Annotated in this window: 19 protein-coding genes; 12 read left to right on the top strand and 7 right to left on the bottom strand. The window is 37.3% G+C overall.

The features are described 5' to 3' along the window. From AC3DU7_RS05280 to AC3DU7_RS05270, 3 genes are all read right to left on the bottom strand, one after another. A partial coding sequence (locus AC3DU7_RS05280; protein ID WP_488038304.1) for a protein kinase domain-containing protein occupies positions 1–337 on the bottom strand: 337 nt, incomplete at its 3' end. Positions 338–792: 455 nt separating this feature from the next. After that, on the bottom strand, positions 793–2,199 hold the full coding sequence (locus tag AC3DU7_RS05275; RefSeq protein ID WP_488038303.1) for an ABC transporter substrate-binding protein: 1,407 nt from the start codon (positions 2,197–2,199) through the stop codon (positions 793–795). A 421-nt stretch (positions 2,200–2,620) separates the two neighbouring features. Further along, positions 2,621–4,057, bottom strand: a complete 1,437-nt coding sequence (locus AC3DU7_RS05270; RefSeq protein ID WP_488038302.1) for a protein kinase domain-containing protein — start codon at positions 4,055–4,057, stop codon at positions 2,621–2,623. Between the two features lie 480 nt (positions 4,058–4,537). On the opposite strand from AC3DU7_RS05270, the gene AC3DU7_RS05265 reads away from it, so the two are divergent. From AC3DU7_RS05265 to AC3DU7_RS05255, 3 genes are all read left to right on the top strand, one after another. Next, on the top strand, positions 4,538–6,466 hold the full coding sequence (locus AC3DU7_RS05265; protein ID WP_488038306.1) for an AMP-dependent synthetase/ligase: 1,929 nt from the start codon (positions 4,538–4,540) through the stop codon (positions 6,464–6,466). Positions 6,467–6,721: 255 nt separating this feature from the next. Continuing rightward, positions 6,722–7,171: a YlqD family protein gene (locus tag AC3DU7_RS05260; RefSeq protein WP_293078725.1), complete on the top strand. Its 450-nt coding sequence runs from the start codon at positions 6,722–6,724 to the stop codon at positions 7,169–7,171. Between the two features lie 357 nt (positions 7,172–7,528). Beyond that, positions 7,529–8,830, top strand: a complete 1,302-nt coding sequence (locus tag AC3DU7_RS05255) for a dihydrolipoamide acetyltransferase family protein (RefSeq protein ID WP_488038301.1) — start codon at positions 7,529–7,531, stop codon at positions 8,828–8,830. A gap of 184 nt (positions 8,831–9,014) precedes the next feature. On the opposite strand, the gene AC3DU7_RS05250 is transcribed toward AC3DU7_RS05255, so the two are convergent. Then, a complete protein-coding gene (locus tag AC3DU7_RS05250; protein ID WP_488038300.1) occupies positions 9,015–9,869 on the bottom strand; it encodes a hypothetical protein in 855 nt (284 codons plus the stop codon). A gap of 256 nt (positions 9,870–10,125) precedes the next feature. Between AC3DU7_RS05250 and AC3DU7_RS05245 the strand changes: the two genes are divergently transcribed. From AC3DU7_RS05245 to AC3DU7_RS05205, 9 genes are all read left to right on the top strand, one after another. Beyond that, positions 10,126–10,710 (top strand): hypothetical protein, encoded by a 585-nt coding sequence (locus AC3DU7_RS05245; protein WP_488038299.1) that lies wholly within the window; start codon positions 10,126–10,128, stop codon positions 10,708–10,710. 121 nt (positions 10,711–10,831) lie between these two features. Continuing rightward, positions 10,832–11,059: an addiction module protein gene (locus tag AC3DU7_RS05240; protein ID WP_488038298.1), complete on the top strand. Its 228-nt coding sequence runs from the start codon at positions 10,832–10,834 to the stop codon at positions 11,057–11,059. Beyond that, positions 11,059–11,352: a type II toxin-antitoxin system RelE/ParE family toxin gene (locus AC3DU7_RS05235; RefSeq protein WP_488038297.1), complete on the top strand. Its 294-nt coding sequence runs from the start codon at positions 11,059–11,061 to the stop codon at positions 11,350–11,352. Before AC3DU7_RS05240 ends, AC3DU7_RS05235 begins: the two co-directional genes overlap by 1 nt. 123 nt (positions 11,353–11,475) lie before the next feature. Further along, positions 11,476–11,721: a UPF0175 family protein gene (locus AC3DU7_RS05230; protein ID WP_488038296.1), complete on the top strand. Its 246-nt coding sequence runs from the start codon at positions 11,476–11,478 to the stop codon at positions 11,719–11,721. Between the two features lie 3 nt (positions 11,722–11,724). Further along, complete coding sequence (locus AC3DU7_RS05225; RefSeq protein ID WP_488038295.1) at positions 11,725–12,018, top strand: nucleotidyltransferase family protein; 294 nt, start codon at positions 11,725–11,727, stop codon at positions 12,016–12,018. Between the two features lie 447 nt (positions 12,019–12,465). After that, positions 12,466–14,949 carry a CHAT domain-containing protein gene (locus AC3DU7_RS05220; RefSeq protein WP_488038294.1) on the top strand — a complete coding sequence of 828 codons (2,484 nt, stop codon included), beginning with the start codon at positions 12,466–12,468 and terminating at the stop codon, positions 14,947–14,949. Between the two features lie 60 nt (positions 14,950–15,009). Beyond that, positions 15,010–15,150 carry a hypothetical protein gene (locus AC3DU7_RS05215; RefSeq protein ID WP_488038293.1) on the top strand — a complete coding sequence of 47 codons (141 nt, stop codon included), beginning with the start codon at positions 15,010–15,012 and terminating at the stop codon, positions 15,148–15,150. A gap of 667 nt (positions 15,151–15,817) precedes the next feature. Beyond that, entirely contained in the window at positions 15,818–16,813 is a 996-nt protein-coding gene (locus tag AC3DU7_RS05210) for a zinc-dependent alcohol dehydrogenase family protein (RefSeq protein ID WP_488038292.1), read from the top strand. Positions 16,814–17,472: 659 nt separating this feature from the next. Beyond that, positions 17,473–17,892: a peptidylprolyl isomerase gene (locus tag AC3DU7_RS05205; RefSeq protein WP_488038291.1), complete on the top strand. Its 420-nt coding sequence runs from the start codon at positions 17,473–17,475 to the stop codon at positions 17,890–17,892. A 222-nt stretch (positions 17,893–18,114) separates the two neighbouring features. On the opposite strand, the gene AC3DU7_RS05200 is transcribed toward AC3DU7_RS05205, so the two are convergent. The 3 genes from AC3DU7_RS05200 to AC3DU7_RS05190 all read right to left on the bottom strand — a co-directional run bounded on the left by AC3DU7_RS05200 (position 18,115) and on the right by AC3DU7_RS05190 (position 20,044). Next, positions 18,115–18,450 carry an element excision factor XisI family protein gene (locus tag AC3DU7_RS05200; RefSeq protein ID WP_488038290.1) on the bottom strand — a complete coding sequence of 112 codons (336 nt, stop codon included), beginning with the start codon at positions 18,448–18,450 and terminating at the stop codon, positions 18,115–18,117. Then, positions 18,438–18,794, bottom strand: a complete 357-nt coding sequence (locus AC3DU7_RS05195) for a XisH family protein (protein ID WP_488038305.1) — start codon at positions 18,792–18,794, stop codon at positions 18,438–18,440. Before AC3DU7_RS05195 ends, AC3DU7_RS05200 begins: the two co-directional genes overlap by 13 nt. Positions 18,795–19,117: 323 nt before the next feature. Beyond that, positions 19,118–20,044: a spermidine synthase gene (locus AC3DU7_RS05190; RefSeq protein WP_488038289.1), complete on the bottom strand. Its 927-nt coding sequence runs from the start codon at positions 20,042–20,044 to the stop codon at positions 19,118–19,120. Positions 20,045–20,498: the final 454 nt, after the last annotated feature.

Genomic DNA, 20,498 nt, shown 5'->3' with positions numbered 1-20,498 from the left:
CTTGTTTTTCACTAATTTTTTTACCAGGATAAATTTCATTTGTTAAATCATTACCTTCAATAAATTCTTGAACCAAATAAAATTGCCCACCCTCTTCAAAGTAGGCAAATAACTGAGGAATTTGCTCGTGTTTTCCCAGACGATGTAATATTTTTGCTTCCTTATCAAATAAACTTTTAGCAACTTGAAAAACTTGGGGACGCGGGTCAGATGGAGTTAGTTGTTTAACCACACATTGAGGGCGATCGGGAAGGTCTAAATCAACTGCTAAATAAGTAGTTCCAAAGCCACCCTTTCCTAACTCAGAGATAATTTTATAACGATGCCTAAGAATCATGTTAGTAATTATTTATTTGAGAAAATTATAGCTTTTTTTAGGAGTAAGAAATTAGAAAATAGTTAGAGTAGTTTAATCTTTTACAGCATATTTCGGGCAAATGAGGTACAAGGTAAATGATGAAAATATTGTAGTGCGGGCATCTTGCCCGCGATGGATGTACCTCATAACAACAGAAAGCGCTGTAAATATTTTCAAACTTACAACAAATACATACAATAGGGTATATAATTGTTGGGTTGCGCTTCGCTTAACCCAACCTACTGGCGTGACTGGCAAATGAGGTACAGGGTATAATGATGAAAATATTGTAGTGCGGGCATCTTGCCCGCGATGGGTATACCTCATAACAACAGAAAGCGCTGTAAATATTTTCAAACTTACAACAAATACGTAGAATAGGGTATATAATTGTTGGGTTGCGCTTCGCTTAACCCAACCTACTAGCCACTTCGTTAACGCTTAAGAGGTACAAAGTCATACCCATCCCCAATCCTCTGCACTTCCACTAATTGAATATCACCATCATAGTCACCAGTGTCTGAAAATTTAACTGCTTTGAACGCTCCAGGTGTAGAAAACCCTGATGATAACTCCTCCTGAACACCTTCACGAGTTGGTTGAGCTTGAGCGTCAATTGCTTTCACCAGAGCTTGAGTTGCATCATACGCAGTAATTGTTCGCCAATTCACACTTAAAGTTCCCCAAAGTTTTTGAGAGCGTTTTGGAAAATCTGAACCTGTTTCATTTCCTTCAATATCCCATGCTATCGCTACAATCATTCCTACAGCACTATCTCCACCTTTCTCAAGAGTCTTTGCAGAGTAAACATCATCCCCACCTAATACTGGTAAATTCCCTTCATTAACCTGAACTATTTCCAGAGCTTGATCTAAATAACCTGAGCTGGGAGCTAGCATTAACACATTTGCTGAATCTTTTGCTCTATTCAGAACTTTAGTTGCTTTCCCACGCCAATCTTCAGGATTTTTTGACCATGTAGATAGATCGCAATCTGGATCTTCTCTCAGAATAATATTTCTTCTGCCTAACTCAGAGGTAAATTCTTGACTTAGTGATTTACTGTAGTTGCTATCTGAGTTATAAAACACCACTGCTTTTACTGAGTTTAACTTAGCCTGAGCATATTTTGCTAATGCTTCTGCAGCCGCTCGATCGCTTGGTACGGTACGAAAAAAATAAGGAGTCTTATCTGTCAGCTTAACAGAGGTACTAACAGGAGAAATAGATACAAGTTGGGAATCCTTGTAAATATTGACTGTTGCTAGGGAAGTACCACTTGAGTAGTGACCAACTACTCCTAGAATTTCCTTTCTCTTGGCTAATTCTGTGGCAACTTCTTCCGCAATTTTCGTACCGTTATTAGGGTTATCATCATCATCATCAGCAATTGCTACTTTTAACATTCCTTCAGCACCCGATCTAGAAAAATTCCAATCGTACTGAGCATGAGCAACTCCACGCAAAATTTCCAGAGAGCCATTTAGATTACTACTAATTGGCAAAGATACAGCAATAACGTGGTAAGGTTTTTTATTTTTTTCAACTTCTAGGTTATTCAGAAAAATTCGTGCTTCTGGATCGTTAGTTTTTGATTCCAGATAACTAGTTAAAGTTCTAAATGCCCGGTCATAATTCTTATTAGCAATTGAATTAATTCCTCTTTCTCTTTCAGGTCTAACGTCTTCTGGATTTGCTAAGGATTTCTCTCCAAATGTAATACGCTCTGAAATACTGTCACCATTCAATTTAGGAGAATTTTCAGCACAAGAAATGACAATAAAGACTATAAAACTAAGAATTATTAGTCTTCGTAGCTTAACTCGTAATATTTTGTTCATAAATAAAAATAATAAAAATTGGCGTTGGTAAATTAGTGTATGGTATTAATCTTAATTACTTAGGAGTCAACCCACCCCTAACCTCTCCCAGGGGGGGAAGTCAGTCGGACCGAGTTAGGAGTCAACCCACCCCTAACCTCTCCTAGGAGGGGAAAAAAGAAGAAGAAAGAAGAATATATGTATCAGGACTTACGCAAAGGTACTACATAAGTTGCTCGGTGCGTTACGCTAGCGCTAACACACCCTACCAATAGCGTTCATGCGTAAGTCTTATGTATCTATAAAAAAAGAAGTGGAAAAAGTCTTTAAACCTCCTTTTGTCATAATAGACATCTCCAATAATAAAAAATAAAATCAATTATCGCACAGAAACTATCAATTATTCCCCTCCAGGGAGGGGGAGGGGCGAGGGGTGGGTTCCCTACTCCCTACTCCCTACTCCCTCTTTTCTGGATATGTCTAATTGACATTGGGCAGCTCGAGTAAGAATTAAGGCAAAATTTTCACCGTCGGTACTTAGGTGTCCTTTTGAAGCATCTATTGTAAACTGAAGGTCGTTATCTGAGAGGTAACCATTGTCATCTTTATCTGTTCCTATTTTCCATCCTACGGCGATCGCGAACCGCCGCCAAGCTCGAACATCCTCTCGAAAAGCTGCCAGGGTATCCCCATTCTCATCAATTACTTGAAGTTGAGCAGTGTAGCCAAATTTGCCTTTCGATCTTTGTGTCCAAATTTGATTAATTCGCTGCAAATCTAGGCAAGGAAATTGCTCTGCTTCTGACGCAGATATGTAAGAATAATCCCCATCCCGATCGCCAATTTGATTGATTAATTGCCAATTCTGTCGATCTGCCTTGCGCCATTGCCCTGATTCTGTCAAAGCATCCAAACGATTATACATTGCCTCCACATTTTTTCCCTGTCCCGCTTCTATGACTCCTTTTGAGAAGATAGAAGCAACACCAACCACAGCAACACTAACCACAGCAATAATACCAGCAGCAATTCCTATAGGTTTATAAGAAAGTGGGCGTTTACCAATATTCCCTAATTTGCCCATCACTTCATCAACAGTTTGATAACGATTTTTCCAATATTCAGCAACCATTTTATCCAGAATTCGACCTAAACCATCACTCACATTAACTCGATCTTTCCAGATAATTTCACCAGTGGATGGGTTTTCAGGAAACTGATTTACCCGCATTCCAGTTAAGACTTCAATACCTATCATTCCCACCGCATAAATATCGCTACAAAATTTAGGTTTACCTGCTGCTTGTTCGCTAGGCATATATCCAGTAGTTCCCACTGCTATTGTTGTAGTTGTATTACCTTCACTTGTTACAGTTAATACTTTAATTTCTTTCACCGCCCCAAAATCTATTAATACAATTTTGCCATCAGATTTTCTCCGCATAATATTTTGCAGTTTTAAGTCACGATGAATGACATTTTGCTGATGTATATATTTTAAAACTTCTAAGATTTCAGTTAATAGTTTAACTGTATCATTTTCTGTGAATTTTCCTTGAAAATAAATCTCTTTTGCTAAATCATTTCCTTCAATAAATTCTTGTACTAAATAAAATTGCCCCCTCTCTTCAAAATAGTTGAAAAATGTAGGTATTTGATTATGTGTTCCCAGGTTTTGTAAGGTTTTTGCTTCTTTTTCAAATAATTTTTTAGCCAGTTGAAAAACTTTCGGTCGCTTGTCTGAAGGAGTTAATTTTTTAACAACACATTGACGATGATTAGGATGATCTAGATCTATAGCTAAATAAGTCGTTCCAAAACTACCCTTCCCTAACTCAGAGATAATTTGATAACGATGCCTAAGTATTCTGGTAGTCATTATTTTTAATAAAATTAACTTTAATTTTTTACATCAGCTTGTATAGGCTAATTTTCCTTGATTTAAGAATAATTTTGATAATTAAGAAAATATACATATCAATATATAGCAATTCCCACACTTATGAGGTACAAAATTTTAGGTTTGAGGGAACACCGGATCTGGCAACAGGGAATAAAAAGACAAAAAGATAACTGTACTTCACAACTTTGGGAAATGCTATATCAAATGAATTAATATCTCCTAACCTCTAACTTTTGACTTATAAAAACTTCTGACTTATAACTTCTGACTTCTGACTTAATAAAAGCCTCATACTCTGCCAAGATAAGAGAAAGAAAATAAATAGCAAGGGTAAGTTCGTAAACTGTCCCTAAAATTAGTAAAATTGCCCAAAATTCTCAGATACTAGATTTATCACTATATAGTTTTAGGAAGCAGATAATGACCATATATATACAATCTCCTGACTCTTGGCAAATGAGCGATCGCGAACGTGCCAATCTCCAACAAGTCACTCTCTACAACTCAGTTCAATCTATCTCGGAAATATGGCCACTAGCTGCCAAATATTATAATCAGACCATCGCCCTCCATGACCCCCATAGCAAACCAGAAGTCAAATTTACCTATGCAGAATTAAACGAACAGATTCAAAAATTTGCTGCTGGTCTACAATCATTAGGGGTTGTCCCTACAGAAAATGAGTCATCAATACCTCCGAGAGTGGCCTTATTTGCTGACAATAGCCCTCGGTGGATGATTGCCGACCAAGGTATTATTGCTGCAGGGGGAGCAGATGTGGTGAGAAGTGGGACTGCAGATATCGAAGAATTGGCTTATATTCTTCAAAATAGTGGCAGTGTGAGTCTGGTCGTGGAAAATTTGGCCTTGTTGAAAAAATTGAGCGATCGCCTGCAAGACTTACCCATACATTTAATTATTCTGCTGTCTGAAGAAGACCCAAACCCTGACGAAAATCTACCTGTAGTCAAATTTTCTCAAGTCATTGCTACAGGAGAAGACCGCCCCCTCAAACCCACTAAGCAAAACCTGGAAACTCTTGCCACTTTGCTCTACACCTCTGGCACAACTGGGAAACCCAAAGGTGTAATGCTGACTCATGGCAACCTGCTCTCTCAAATTAATGTTCTCGGGGCAGTTATTCAACCCAATCTAGGAGAATACACCCTAAACATCCTACCAACTTGGCATACTTTTGGCAGGACAGGAGAATACTTTTTCCTCTCTCAAGGTTCTACCCAAGTTTATACTAATAAACGTTTTCTGAAAAAAGACTTCCAAGAATATAAACCCCACTACGTCACCAGCGTGCCCAGAGTCTGGGAATTAATTTATGAGGGGGTACAAAAACAACTACGAGAACAACCAGCCAATAAACAAAAGTTAGCTCAATTTTTCCTGGGGGTGAGTCAACGTTACATTCAAGCTAGGCGTATTAGTCAAGGATTAGTTTTGCAACTTGACCCACCATCTCAGTCTCAGAAGTTGCTGGCTACTTTACAAAGTTGGGTATTATTACCTCTTCATCGTCTGGGAGAAAAAATCATTTATCAAAAAATCCGCGAAGCTACGGGGGGTCGCCTGAAATTTGCCTTAAGCGGGGGCGGTTCTCTAGCCATGCACTTAGAAAACTTCTTTGAAATAGTCGGTATAGGCTTATTGGTAGGATATGGTTTAACCGAAACTTCTCCAGTTTTGACTGCTCGACAATATTGGAAAAATCTCCGGGGGTCTGCTGGTAAACCTATTCCAGCTACTGAAATTAAAGTAGTAGATCCAGAAACTAACAAAACTGTGACAGTTGGTAATAAAGGTGTAGTTTGGGCACGGGGGCCACAAATTATGGCTGGTTATTATCAAAATCCCGAAGCTACTGAGAAAGTTATTGATCCTGAGGGCTGGTTTAATACTGGCGATATAGGTTGGATCACCCCAGATAATGATTTGGTATTAACTGGTCGGGCAAAAGATACAATTGTTCTGACTAATGGGGAAAATATTGAACCTCAGCCCATTGAAGATGCTTGTGCCCGCAGTCAATATATTGACCAAATTATGCTGGTAGGGCAAGACCAGAAATTTTTGGGTGCTTTAGTAGTGCCTAATATTGAAGCAGTGGAACAATGGGCTATTCAACTCAATCCTTCAGAATCTCAACCACAGATTGATTGGGAAAGTCAGACCATTCAAGAATTGTTCCGCCAGGAATTGAATCGGAAAGTAAAAAATCGCCCCGGATATCGGCCTGATGACCGCATTGGACCATTTCGCTTGATTCTGGAGCCGTTTACGGTAGAAAATGGCATGACAACCCAAACGCTGAAGATCAAACGTCCCATTGTCACGGACCATTACCGCGATATGATTAACAAGATGTTTGATTAACATAGCAGTCAGCATCTCAGCGGTCAGCGGTCAGCTCTCAAGGCATAAAATGGGGAGTTCAAATAATGAACCTCAGATAGGGAAATGTTTTTCTCCCTATTCCCTGTTCCCAGCTCCGGTGTTCCCTGTTCCCTGCTATATGGAGATTTTAGATTTTGGATTGAGCATTATCTAGATGTTCTGAAATCTTAAAGTCTAAAATCAATATTCTCGCCTTTATGTGCAAACAAAAATCAACCGACAAGAACAATTTTTATGGAGTATTCTCAAACACAATTACTTTTAAAGCGAGCGATTAACGTGAGAGTAGTCGTTACCCCACGCTGGAAAGAAGAAGCCCAACAACAACTACAAACCCAAATTAATAATTTAGATAGCCAATTACAACAGCTTGAAATACAAGGGCAAAAGGCAATTGCTGAAATTAGGAAGCAAAGTGTACAACCTCCAGGCCCTCAAGTACAACAACAAATTAATAATATACAAGCACAAATCGGCCAAAAGAAAAATGAGTTTGTAGAGCAAAAAAATCAAGCTTTACAACAATTACAACAAGTACAAACTTTGGAATTAGAGCAAGAAGTGAGTCAAGGTCAAATTGAAAGTGTATTTACTGCTGATGTAGGAGATAATTTGATCAAGAAAATGCAAGTAGAAGTTCTCCTGCGTGATGGGGTAATAGAAGAAGTGCGAGGTGAAGTTTAGAGGGAAAAAAGAAGGTATGTGGAATGGGCATCTTGCCCGTTCCGAGGTAAGAAAAACTAGGACTTGAGATTGCTTTCCGTTCCGGAATGCTCCGCAAACCCTATCGGTCGCAATGACGGAAATACATTAAAGTGCTTCATTAATGGATAATGGATAATTACCTCTGGTTAAAACCGTTCTTGATTAAATATAAAGAAATATCCTAGCACTTTTTCTCCCCTTGAAAGCGGAGGCTAATAAAGCTGAATTATTTAATTATTAATTATTAATTATTAATTATTAATTATTTTATTCATCCTTCCAGCTTCAGAGCGTAGCAACAATAATTGATCGACAAAAAAATAACGGAAAACTAAAATGATTAACGAAGTATTCATGCCCGCCCTTAGTTCGACTATGACCGAGGGTAAAATTGTTTCTTGGCAAAAATCCACTGGTGATTGGGTGGAAAAAGGGGAAACAGTAGTAGTGGTTGAATCAGATAAAGCAGATATGGATGTGGAATCCTTTTTCTCTGGATATCTGGCCACTATAATTGTGGAAGCTGGAGATGTGGCAGCCGTAGGGTCTACGATCGCTTTATTAGCTGAAACAGAGCCCGAAATTGAAACAGCTAAACAGCAAGGAGGTGCTACAGCCAAGCAAGAAACTGCTCCTGCTGCTTCTACTGCTGCAACTGCTGTTGCTACAGCCCCAACTTCTGTAACAACAACAGAAACAAAAGAGAACAATGGTCGGCGTAATGGACGGATTATTGCTTCCCCTCGTGCCCGGAAGTTGGCCCAAAAATTGAAGGTAGATTTAAGTACTCTCAAAGGTACTGGGCCTCATGGTCGCATTGTGGCAGAAGATGTAGAAATGGCGACAGGTAGTACTCCCACTCCGGCAGCTGTACCTGCGAACATGGTGACTCCTGTTATTCCTAGTCAACCATCTATTCCTACTGCTCCACCTCCACCATCTGCACCTCCAACTCCAGTGACTCCTGGGCAAGTTGTCAAGATGAATACTCTGCAAAATGCAGTGGTGCGAAATATGATGGAAAGTTTATCTGTACCTACTTTCCATGTTGGTTACACAATCGCTACAGATAACTTAGATGTCTTGTACAAACAGATTAAGTCTAAGGGTGTGACGATGACTGCGATGTTAGCAAAAGCCATAGCAATGACTTTGCAACAACATCCTTTGGTCAATGCTGCTTATGTAGAAGGGGGTATTCAGTATCCTTCTGGGATTAATATTGCAGTGGCGGTAGCAATGCCTGATGGTGGTTTGATTACACCTGTATTGCAAAATGCTGACAAAATGGATATTTATTCTTTATCTCGCACTTGGAAAGGTTTAGTAGAAAAGGCGCGTGCAAAGCAGTTGCAACCGGATGAATACAGCACGGGTACGTTTACTCTATCTAACTTAGGAATGTTTGGAGTAAATCAGTTTGATGCCATTTTGCCACCTGGTCAGGGTTCAATTTTGGCGATCGGTGCATCTAAACCTCAGGTAGTAGCAAGTGCTGATGGGATGATTGGAGTTAAGCGACAAATGCAGGTAAATATTACTTGTGACCATAGAATTATTTATGGTGCTGACGCTGCTGGTTTCTTGCAAGATTTAGCAAAATTGATTGAAACTAACCCTCAGTCTTTGACTATGTAGGTTGTTCATTAATTGATAATTGATAATGGATAATTGATAATTATACCATGTCCGGTTGAATAGTTTAAATAACTAGAGAGGAGTCAGGAGTCAGGAGATAGAGGGAAGGTATAAGAGAAAAAGGTGGAAAAATACTCCCCATCTCCCCACTCCCCCACTCCCCCACTCCCCAAACTCCCCACACTTAGGGTGGAGCTTCGGGGCTGAGAATAACGATATATTCCCCGCGAGCGCTCTGCTGAATAACGACAACGGGAGGATGAGCATTTGATGGAGTATTTTTTGGCAAAGAGGGGAATATGTAATATTGACCATCTCTATCTATCAGCAGTCGCCACACAACTTGCGGATAATTAGGGTCAGTTTTGTTATTGTAATCCCCTTGTAGTAAATCTTTATATAATTCTAAATCTCCAATAACACGAAAACTGCTAACATTAGGATCGTCTCCAATATCGTCAACTTTTCTGCCTAATGATAGTCGATTTTCTGGTGTTATTAAAGTCACTACTGGAAGAAACGATGTTTCATTGCGTGAGTCTCGAAGAGCATCAATTTTTCCCTGACTTTGACCAAGGAAAAATAAGGCTGTTAATAACCAGGTGACTATGACAATTTCATTAATTAACACTTTGTCATATTTCTGATAGTTAATTTGTTGAAAATAAAGAAATGATTGAATATTCTGTGGTATTTTTGGGTGTTTAGTTTTTAAGCTCCATTTCAATAATTTTAAACGCCATTCATTAAGAATTTTATCTAATTTTTGGGTCAAAATTTTAATCAGATGGAAAATATTTGGAACGATAATCAAAGAAGCGATCGCTATTACTATAGTACGAAAAAAAGTTGAAAAATCTCCACTGGATATGTTACCAAAAAATACCTGTATTGGCACAATGAAAAATGATTCAAAAGGTAAATCTAGAGTAGTTACTTCCAGTTGAAAATAAGCAAAATAAGCCCAACGATAAATCCAACCTGTAAAATATAAACCAATTCCTAATAAACTTAATAAACCCGCAATTCTTCCCAACATTTTGTATAAGTTATGATTTGACTGGAGCCAATTATATTATCTATAAATATAGCAATCTTTTATTTCTAAAGTCCCCCTTTCTAAAGTTGAATAGTTATAATTAAAGCTCGTAGTAGGGCTTGAGCAACTAAGATAGGTATATCATGGGCTAAAGCTCTACTACAAACAAAAATTTATGAGTAGAGGCTATTTTCAGCAAAATTAACTCTTCTAGTGAAGAAATAATAGCAGACAATATTTCTATCTGATATCCACAATGAAGATAACTAAAATCATAATTATTTTTTTATTGGCCTGTCTTACAGTAGTGATAGGAGACATGAAACAAGCTATTAGCAATTCTAACCCTATTGTAGAAGCTCAAGCCCAATCACAACCACAACCTATTCCCATGTCATTACCTGTTAAGGCAAGGGTGATACTAAAGGATGGCGACAGTAGATCCGGTAAGCTGACAGAAATAAAATCCCAACACCTGACTATTACAAGAGGTGGAAGTAGTCGGAGAGAAGCGATCGCTAATATTACCCGGGTTGAGTTTAATGGGGATATTTGGTGGCCAACTTCTACTGGATTGATTGTTATTCGTGGGGATGAGGTGAAGATGAAGGGTAAACCCCAACGTTTTCAGGTACAAATGAGTGGGTTGGAATGGGAGAATATAGAGAAAGGTATTGCTCAGATTAAGCCTGAAGCTTTGGTGGGAGTAAATGATAGAAAGGGTATACCTAGACCTTTTAGGAATATTATTAAGAGTCGTTATATTGTTAGTAAAATTGAGTTCCAACCGGAACAGCAAATGTTAATTATTACTGCTACTTCTCACTCAAGAGAAGAATAGCATTTAGTATATTGAGTATTTAGTAGGTTGGGTATCGGAACGTTAGCGCCAGCTTATCCGTAGGATAAACCCAACAAAATTTGCCTACCATGCCATGTTCATAATCTTTGGGATAATAATTATGCTATCTGTCGAAGAACTAATTAAAGAAGCTTTGTCTTTACCAAATATACAGAGGTCACTTTTAGTTGAAAAGTTGATTGAAAGTCTGGAGTTTGATATAGACGAAACAATTCAAACTACTTGGATAAATGAAGCTAAAAAACGTCGCAATGAAATTAAGAATGGTGATGTTTTACCCATCCCTGGAGAGGAAGCTTTAGCAAAGGTAAGGCGTATTTTAGAATAATGAAATATGTTTTTCATCCTGCTGCTTTAACAGAATATTCTGAAGCTGTTGAATTTTATGCAGAGCGTCGAGTAGAAATTGCACAAAAATTTATTAATGCTGTGGAAAATACTATATTCAAAATAGTTGAATATCCCACTCGTTGGCCTGTGATTGATGAAGATATTCGCCGATGTCTAATGCGTAAGTTTCCTTATGGTATTTTATACACGATTGAAGATAATTTCATTCTGATTTTAGCAGTTATGCACTGTAGTCGAGAACCTGGATATTGGAAAGATAGGATTCAGTAAAAGCTACTAACTTTTTGATATTTGTCTACCCTACTTTACTACTATTAATTAAGGATTGTTGGGATTTGAAATATCTTCTATTCCCGACTTTCTATTACCTTTTAAAAAATACTGAGTATCACTATGATCATTATTATTTATGATGAAATTTTGTGTCCGACTAGAATGACTGAATCTGAAATGAAACTGGAAATAGCTGTTATGCTTTTCCAAAAAGAAAAACTGACTTTAGGTCAAGCTAGTCGGTTTGCTGACATGAATAGAATTGCTTTTCAGCATTTATTAGCTAGTCGTCAAATTCCAGTTCATTATGATGTAAAAGACTTGGAAAAAGACATTGAAAACTTGGAAAAAATGGGTAGGTTATAATTTATGAAACTTAAACAATTACTTTTAGAAAAACGAGAAGAAATCCTGAAAATTGCAGCTAAACATGGCGCATATAATATCAGGATTTTTGGTTCGGTTGCTAGAGGGGAAGAGAATGAAAATAGTGATATTGATTTTTTAATTGATTATGATTTGGAGAAGACGACTTCTTGGTTTCCGATGGGTTTAATTTTAGATTTAGAAGCTTTTTTAGAGCGAAAAGTTGATGTCGCAATGGATGATTCTTTACATTATTTTATTCGGGATAAGGTACTAGAGGAGGCAGTTAAGCTATGAGAGATAATCGGATTTATTTAATTTTGACTATACCAGGAAACCAGGTTTCTCCTAGATGTCTACTGTTAAAATATAAGATTACCTTGTAAAAAACGGGTCTCTTTGCGTAACACTATTGATCCTCTTTTCTTTTTTTCAAAGAAGTTTTATAGAAGCGATCACTCAACAATTTTGGAATACTTAGTTATGCTTTTATACTCACTTTTTAAAACGATTTTGCTTATTGCTCAATTTTAACCTAAATCTGTATCTGGGCGTATCATTGCGAGGGGGAGGATAACAGTTAACTCTTGTGTTTAATAGTTACGCCCCCGTGGCAATCTCCTGCCGCAACGAGATTGCTTTCCTGACGGAATGCTCCAAAAACGCTGCCGCTCGCAATGACAGAACTATTTTGTTTTGCGTAAGATATACATATTTAATTATTTATTTGAGGAAAATAAGACAATGAAACGAATTATTATTACCTCTCTAATAGGAATAACAAGCCTGACTACAACTCCCCTAATACTGCAGCCACTATTACCACAACGGAGTTACGCTCAAACTTCTGACTCTCAGGCAGAAAAGTTAGAGCAACTAATAGAAACAGGATGGCAAAAAAGAGTGCTATACCAATATCAGGAGTCTATAGAAACGTTTCAACAAGCATTAGGCATTGCCAGAAAAATCAAAGACCGAGGAAAGGAGGCAGATGCTAACCTTGGTCTTGGTGTTAGCTACTATTTAATAGGCAAGCGACAAGAAGTATTAAACTTTTACAACGAAGCTTTGATGATTTTTCGGGAAGTGAGCGATCGCCAAGGAGAAGCTATTACTCTCAATAATATTGGTCTACTCTACGACAATATAGGTCAACCCCAAAAAGCATTAGAATACTTCCAGCAATCTTTACCTATAAGCCAAGAAGTAGATGATCGCTCACAAGAAGCTATTACTCTCAATAATATTGGTCTACTCTACGACAATATAGGTCAACCCCAAAAGGCATTAGAATACTTCCAGCAAGCTTTACCCATCAGGAAAGAAGTGGGCGATCGCTTTGGAGAAGCTGTTACTCTCAATGGTATTGGTCTAGTTTACTACGATATAGGTCAACCCCAAAAGGCATTAGAATACTTCCAGCAAGCTTTACCCATCAGGAAAGAAGTGGGCGATCGCTTTGGAGAAGCTGTTACTCTCAATGGTATTGGTCTAGTTTACTACGATATAGGTCAACCCCAAAAGGCATTAGAATACTTCCAGCAAGCTTTACCCATCAGGAAAGAAGTGGGCGATCGCTTTGGAGAAGCTGTTACTCTCAATGGTATTGGTCTAGTTTACTACGATATAGGTCAACCCCAAAAGGCATTAGAATACTTCCAGCAAGCTTTATCCATAAGGCAAGAAGTAGATGATCGCTTAGGAGAAGCTAATACTCTCAATAATATTGCTTATGTTTACCGAGGTAACAACCAACCAGAAAAAGCTATAAAAAAGTGGGAAGAGTCAGTAGAAATCACTCTAGAAATGCGTGCGGGGTTAAAAAAAGAAAACCGTAGGGCTTTTTTAGAAGATAATGACCATATAGCGATCGCCCTTATAGATCTCCTCATCGACCAAAACCAACCTGACATTGCCTGGAAATGGCACAACCTAGCAACTACTTTCGACCTCGCTGACTACACTCGTCTTATTGATGCAAAAGTCAAAAACCCAGAAGCTCAAAAACTGATTAACCAATGGCAACAAAACAATCAACAATTACAAATTCTCTATGGCAAAGTAGAAAATGAATGGAGTCCGCAACTTTCCCAACAACTCAATCAGTTACAAGCAGAAACTAATCAACTCGCTGCCGACATTACCAACAAATACCCAGAAGTTGCGGAGCTTTTTGAATTCAAGCCCGAAGACATCGACAAACTCAAAGCCAATATTGCACCGAGTACCGTTGTTATTCAACCTGCTCTTTTAACTGGTGCTAAAAATCTCCCCAATAGCATCGCCATATTCCTTGTTACCAGAGACAAACCCACCGTAGTCAAAAAAGTACCCATCGATGCCAAAGAATTCGATCGCCTCCTCACCGAATATCGCGCCCAACTAGAAAACCCCAACGCTGACGACTACGACCTTAACCAAGAAAAACTCTACGACTATCTCATTCGCCCGATGGAAACAGAAATAACAGCTTATTCTCCCAAACAACTCGCTATTATTGCCACCGGAAAACTCCGCTATATTCCCTTTGAAACCCTATACGACAAACAAACCGACCAATACCTAATTGCCAAATACCCCATCCACAACCTCACCCGCATTTCCGCCACCCGAAAACAGCAGGCAAAAACAACCAAATCGCCCAAAATATTAGCATTTGGGAATCCCACTCCTACAAAGATAGACCTCCCCGGAGCAGAAATAGAAGCCAAAAGTATCGTAGAAAAATTATCAGGTAAACACTTAATTAGGGAAAAGGCAACCCTCGCCAGTTTCAAAACAGAATCTTCGGGTTTTCCCTTAGTGCATCTCGCTACCCACGGTTGCTTTCAAAAAGAGGGTTGCCCTGGTGTCGGTTTAGAAGCTAATAATATTCTGTTTGCCAACGGAAAAACATTTAATATTGCCGATGCTGCACTTTTAGGATTAGAAAATACAGATTTAATTGTGTTGAGTGCTTGCCAAACTGCGATGAAAGCAGACTCCAACGGTGAAGAAATAGCGGGAGTTGCCTATTTATTTGAGCGTGCGGGTGCTGATGCAGTTATTGCCAGTTTATGGAATGCGGAGGATGGGATAACGAAGGATATTATGGTGAAATTTTATGAGAATGTGAAGGAAGGAATGACGAAGGTTGAGGCGTTGCGTCAGGCAAAGTTAGGTTATGTTAGGGATAATATTCATCCGTTTTATTGGTCGCCTTTGATTTTGATAGGTGACGGGGAGTGAGTTTTCATGAAGTCAGAAGTTAGAAGTTAGAAGTTAGAAGTTAGAAGTAGGAGCGTTTTCATGAAGTTAGAAGTCAGAAGTAGGGGTTTTACACCAGATTTCGGGCAAATGATGTACAAGGTGAATGGTGAAAATATTGCAGTGCGGGCATCTTGCCCGCTCCGGGGTGTACCTCACTCAGAAGTTAGAAGTCAGAAGTAGGGGTTTTACACCAGATTTCGGGCAAATGATGTACAGTGAATGGTGAAAATATTGCAATGCGGGCATCTTGCCCGCTCCGGGGTGTACCTTAGTTAGAAGTTAGAAGTCAAAAGTAGGGTTTTACAGCATATTTCGGGCAAATGATGTACAAGGTGAATGGTGAAAATATTGCAGTGCAGGCATCTTGCCCGCGATGAGCATACCTCATAACAGTGGAAAGTGTTATATATCAGGTTGCATTAATCAACCACAATACAAAAAGACGGTGATGGTATAGATAATCTAGTCATCTAAAGATGACTTAAGCTATCAGTCAAGGATTTCAATCCTTGGCTTGGCTGTATCACCAGATTTAATATTAGGAGCCATGTAAGAATAAGTTGTACAAATTTTATCTGGGATAAATTGTGAAATATAGCTTCCATTAAAAAAACTGTTCAAGTTATTTTTACACGACTACTTACACCAGGTCTCATTAATTAGAAATAATAAAAATGATCTTCATCAATTATCTTGAAAATCTATCAAATTTCCCCCTACTCTATACGGACATTGCATGCAACGTCCCTAATACTACCTACTCCCTACTCCCTATAGACAAAATATAAAAATTAATGTAAGCTTAATATTTTTACCAACTAGAGTTAACATCAGTGGAAAATCAACTATGAAAGCAGTTGTAATGACATTATCAGGGGCACCGGAAGTTTTACAAGTACAACAAGTTGCTGACCCTGTAATTGAAAATGACCGAGAAATATTAGTGCGTTTGAAAGCTGCCGGAGTAAATCCTATTGATACAAAATTACGCACTCGTGGTACTTTTTTTCCAGAACAAAAACCAGCTATTTTAGGATGTGATGGTGCTGGTATTGTGGCGGAAGTTGGTAAAAATGTAGAAAATTTTCAAGTGGGAGATGAGGTTTATTTCTGTCATAGTGGCATCGGAGCAACTCCTGGAAATTATGCCGAATTGACTGTTGTTGATGAAAGATTTGTGGCAAAAAAACCAACTTCTTTAACCTTTGTTGAAGCTGCTGCTGCACCTTTGGTTTTAATTACTGCTTGGGAATCTTTGTATGACAGAGGAAAATTAGAAGCTGGCAGAAAAGTGTTAATTCATGGCGGTGCAGGTGGGGTTGGTCATGTGGCGATACAGTTAGCAAAGTTACAAGGAACTGAGGTTGCTACTACTATTAGTTCAGAAGAAAAAGCAGATTTTGTCAAAAGTTTAGGTGCAGATTTAGCAATTTTTAAGAGTACAGATTTTGTGCAGGCCCTGTTAGATTGGACGAATGGCGAAGGGGTAGATTTAGCTTTTGATACTGTTGGTGGAAAAGTTTTTTATGACACTATTCCAGCAGTGAAAGTTTATGGCGATATAGTGACAATTTTAGAACCAGATGTTAACTTGGGAAATTTGAAAGTTGCTAGGCAAAGAAATCTGCGAATAGGTTTGGAATTAATGTTAACTCCAATGATGAAAGGTTTGATGGAAGCTCAAGTAGACCAAGCTAATATTTTGCAACAATGTGGGCGGTTATTTGATCAAGGAAAATTGAAAGTTCATGTGAATAAAACTTTTGCTTTAGATGATGCAATAGAAGCACATCGAATGTTGGAAGCAGGGTCGATGGTTGGTAAAATTGTTTTGACTATTTAATTAATAGGGAGTAGGCATTCAAGAATTAATAATTAATAATTAATAATTAATAATTAGGGTTTGCTGAAAAAGTCTTTTTTAAGGAGTAGGGGAGCGGGGGAGTAGGGGAGAATTTTTTTGCCCAACTATGCGCTAAAAATGCGCTCCATGCATGAGCATGAAGAGCTGAAAACTATGTACTTTTTCAATACCTAAAAAGGCTAAAACCTTTATCTGGTAATTATTTGAAATTTAATCAGCAAACCCTAATTAATAATTAATAATTAATACCTAATTTTCTGGTCAATAGTTAAGGCTGACTCAAAAATAGCTAAATATAACCTATACTAATTTATCTGATTGTTTTTTATAATAGCACAGCAAAATAATTTTAACTTTATGCATGGCATATTTGCATAATTCTCCATCATTAACTAATTTATTGGTCAATTCAGAGTTGAAAAGTTATAGCAACTGCCATTACTATTAGAATTTATGGAATATCTCAAACAACGGAAGATCGACCTTCTTCTTTCTCCCTTCTCCCTTATCCCTTCTTCTTTCTTCCTTCTTCCCTCTTCCTTCTTACTTGCTACTTTTTTAAAGGTCGCTAGATTAGAAAAATATTGTTGGTATATGGCGTATAATACTACAAATTAACTTGAGGAGAAATTCCAAACATGACACGAGCTATCATGGAAACTGAAAAGGGAACAATCAATTTAGAATTATTTGATAGTGATGCCCCTAATACTGTGAAAAATTTTGTCGAACTAAGTGAAAAAGGATTTTATGATGGCTTAAATTTTCATCGTGTTATTCCTAACTTTATGATTCAAGGCGGTTGTCCTCAAGGTACAGGAACAGGTGGCCCTGGTTATAAAATTAAATGTGAAATTAATAATAATAAACATTTGGCCGGAACTTTATCAATGGCTCATGCTGGTCGCGATACAGGTGGTAGTCAATTCTTTATTTGTCACGCTCCCCAACCTCATTTAGATGGTGTTCATACAACTTTCGGTAAAACAGAGAATATGGATGTTGTGAATGCTATTAGACAAGGTGACAAAATTCTTTCTGTGAAGATTGAAAAGTAATTTTTCTCTGTCGATAAATTGAAGAAAATAGAGAGTGGGATAGAGAAAGAAAATACATTTCAATAGCTTCTCCTAATTAAAACAATTTTATCTATAGCGCTACTTGAATAGGGAACAGGAAATAGCAAACTGTAAAAGGGTTTTCGGTGCGGAAATGCTCCGAGAACAGAATTGAAAAATGTCCTAACTAATTCTTGTAGTGCTATAGTTGTAGCTCTTTATCTAATTCACAGCATATTCTGTAAACTGTCTCATAAAAGGAGTTTGAAATCCCAAAACAATATCTTCTTTACCTACTCCATTTGCCACTAACTCTGCTGCAATATCCAACTCTGTTCCATTCCACTGAATCCAAATTTTTTCACCTTTTATATCAATATGAATTACACAACTATGAATCCAACGCTCTTGTTTCCAACCAAGATAAACAATTTGATAATGGTCTCGTACAGTATCAAAAATTGTTTCTACTTCAATTTCTCCATAAGCAGGCTTATGCTGACTATATTCTAACAACATCTGCTGAACAAAATGACGATATTTTTCTAGTTTTTCCATTCTGTGATTACCTCTTTTTCTGGGTTATAAATAATCAGCTTTACTTGATTTTCTTTAAGCATTGACTGAGGAAATTCAAGTTGAAAAAAGTTTTTATAAGTAATCAGAGGTACAGCTAAATAAAGTATTCGTTCTGGTTCTTCCTGTCTTAGTGCCGCCCGATAGTTAATAAATTGTCCCAATGCAGTATGAAATTCATAAATAGCTGATGATTGAGCCAAAAAACTCTTAATTTCAACTGCTATTTTTTGATTGTCTTTTTGTGCCCCAATTAGTTTTTCAGTGCCAAGATTAATGGACATATCTACACCACCCAAATTAATAAATAATGGATCGTGGGTGATTGACTATTCATCTTTTATTAGAGTATTTTTTACTTCTTTATGAAAAAAATCTCTGGCTGACATTTATTTTTTTTAGGTACTGATTATATTAACCATAACAGATTTTTACTAAACTTTATCGCGCTCATTACGGAATTTTTTTGAGTCTTTTCTATAATTAAAAGGATGGTGAGCTAATTGATGGCAATTATCACTAAAATGTACTGATAACTGAAGTCCTTAGTTCCTTGGGGGAAGGCTAACTGATAACTGAAATGACTATCTAATCTGGATCAACTTTCAACATTGTAAAATAACTGTAGAATTATGTTTCATATTTCATCTTAAAATAACCAAGAATCAAAGTAATTAGCAGGTGAAGCAGTATCCTGAAGAATTGAAACTTGGTCTAAGTTTAAATTTGATAATTCATCAACCATTTTTATCTCATTTGCTCTGTCAACTAACGGAAAAGAAAATTGATGATAATCTTGAATAAATTGAGCTTTTTCTCTAATTTCTGCTTTATTCATAGGATAACTGCGAGTACCAATAATAATAGTATTTTTGCCACTAGTATGACAGATATAAATATAAGGAAAGACAGTTTTAATAGTTTTGATATACTCTGCTTCAAAGTCATTACTGTTTAACGTATTTACGACTATAACCCCGGATTTTGAGAGATGGCGATCGCACAACTCATAAAATTCTTTAGTAGCTAAATTATAAGACATATAACCATTACCAAAAGCTACATCAATCATAATAATATCATACGGATTATCCCGGTCTTGTTGCTCTAAATATTCTCTACCATCCTGAATTTTCACCTTTAATCTGTCATTTAATTCTACCCCGAAAAATTTCTGAGCTATTGACAATATACTCGCATCAACCTCTGCACATTCAATGATTGTATCTGGAAAATAGTGGTGAAAAACTTGAGGAATACTACCCCCTCCAAAACCTGCTATATAAATTTTTTGTGGTTGACTATTCCAGACTAAAGCTAACATCATTGCTTGAGTATAAGGAAAAATTAAATATATGGGATTATTCAAATTAAGTATAGATTGAACCCAATTCATTTTTAATGTTACTTGCTCCACTAATACTAACTGAATGATAAATTGGATTTTTTTTATAGTTAAAAAGTGTATGCCAGAAGGTTGAGAAAAAATTATTCCATCTGGTTGTTCGTACAGCCAAGAAATTCTTTGCTGAATCGCTTCTAAATTTTTAGTTTGCCAATATTTTTGATTATTCATTTTTTTAGGGAGTAGGGAGTAGGGAGTAGTGATTCGGGTTTGGTGGGAAGAAAAAAGTGCCAGGTATTCCTTTTTACTATTTACCATTACTATGCAGGACTACCCAATATTTTTATAGCTAATTAAACAGATTTAATATAATACAGGATATTCCACTTTAGTAGGGTACATCCATCGCGGGCAAGATGCCCGCACTTACATTCATTCAATTATTAATCTCTGTACTTCTTATACGAGGAATTTGCTATGTCATTTCTTAAAAGTCGTGCATTGAGTCTACTCAAGCTTCTTTAATATTAGAAATTCCTAATTCCTAACTCCCTACTCCCTACTCCCTACTCCCTACTTCCTACTTCCTAAAATTAATACAATTCATATTTCAATAAAGTACAAGGAATAGCTCCATTATAAACAGGAATTCTCCGAGAAGTTCTTAATCCTACTTGTTTAGATA

The sequence above is a fragment of the Okeania sp. genome, assembly GCF_983059655.1.
The sequence above is the reverse complement of the archived record's forward strand: the minus strand, read 5'-3'. Positions and strand labels throughout refer to the sequence as shown.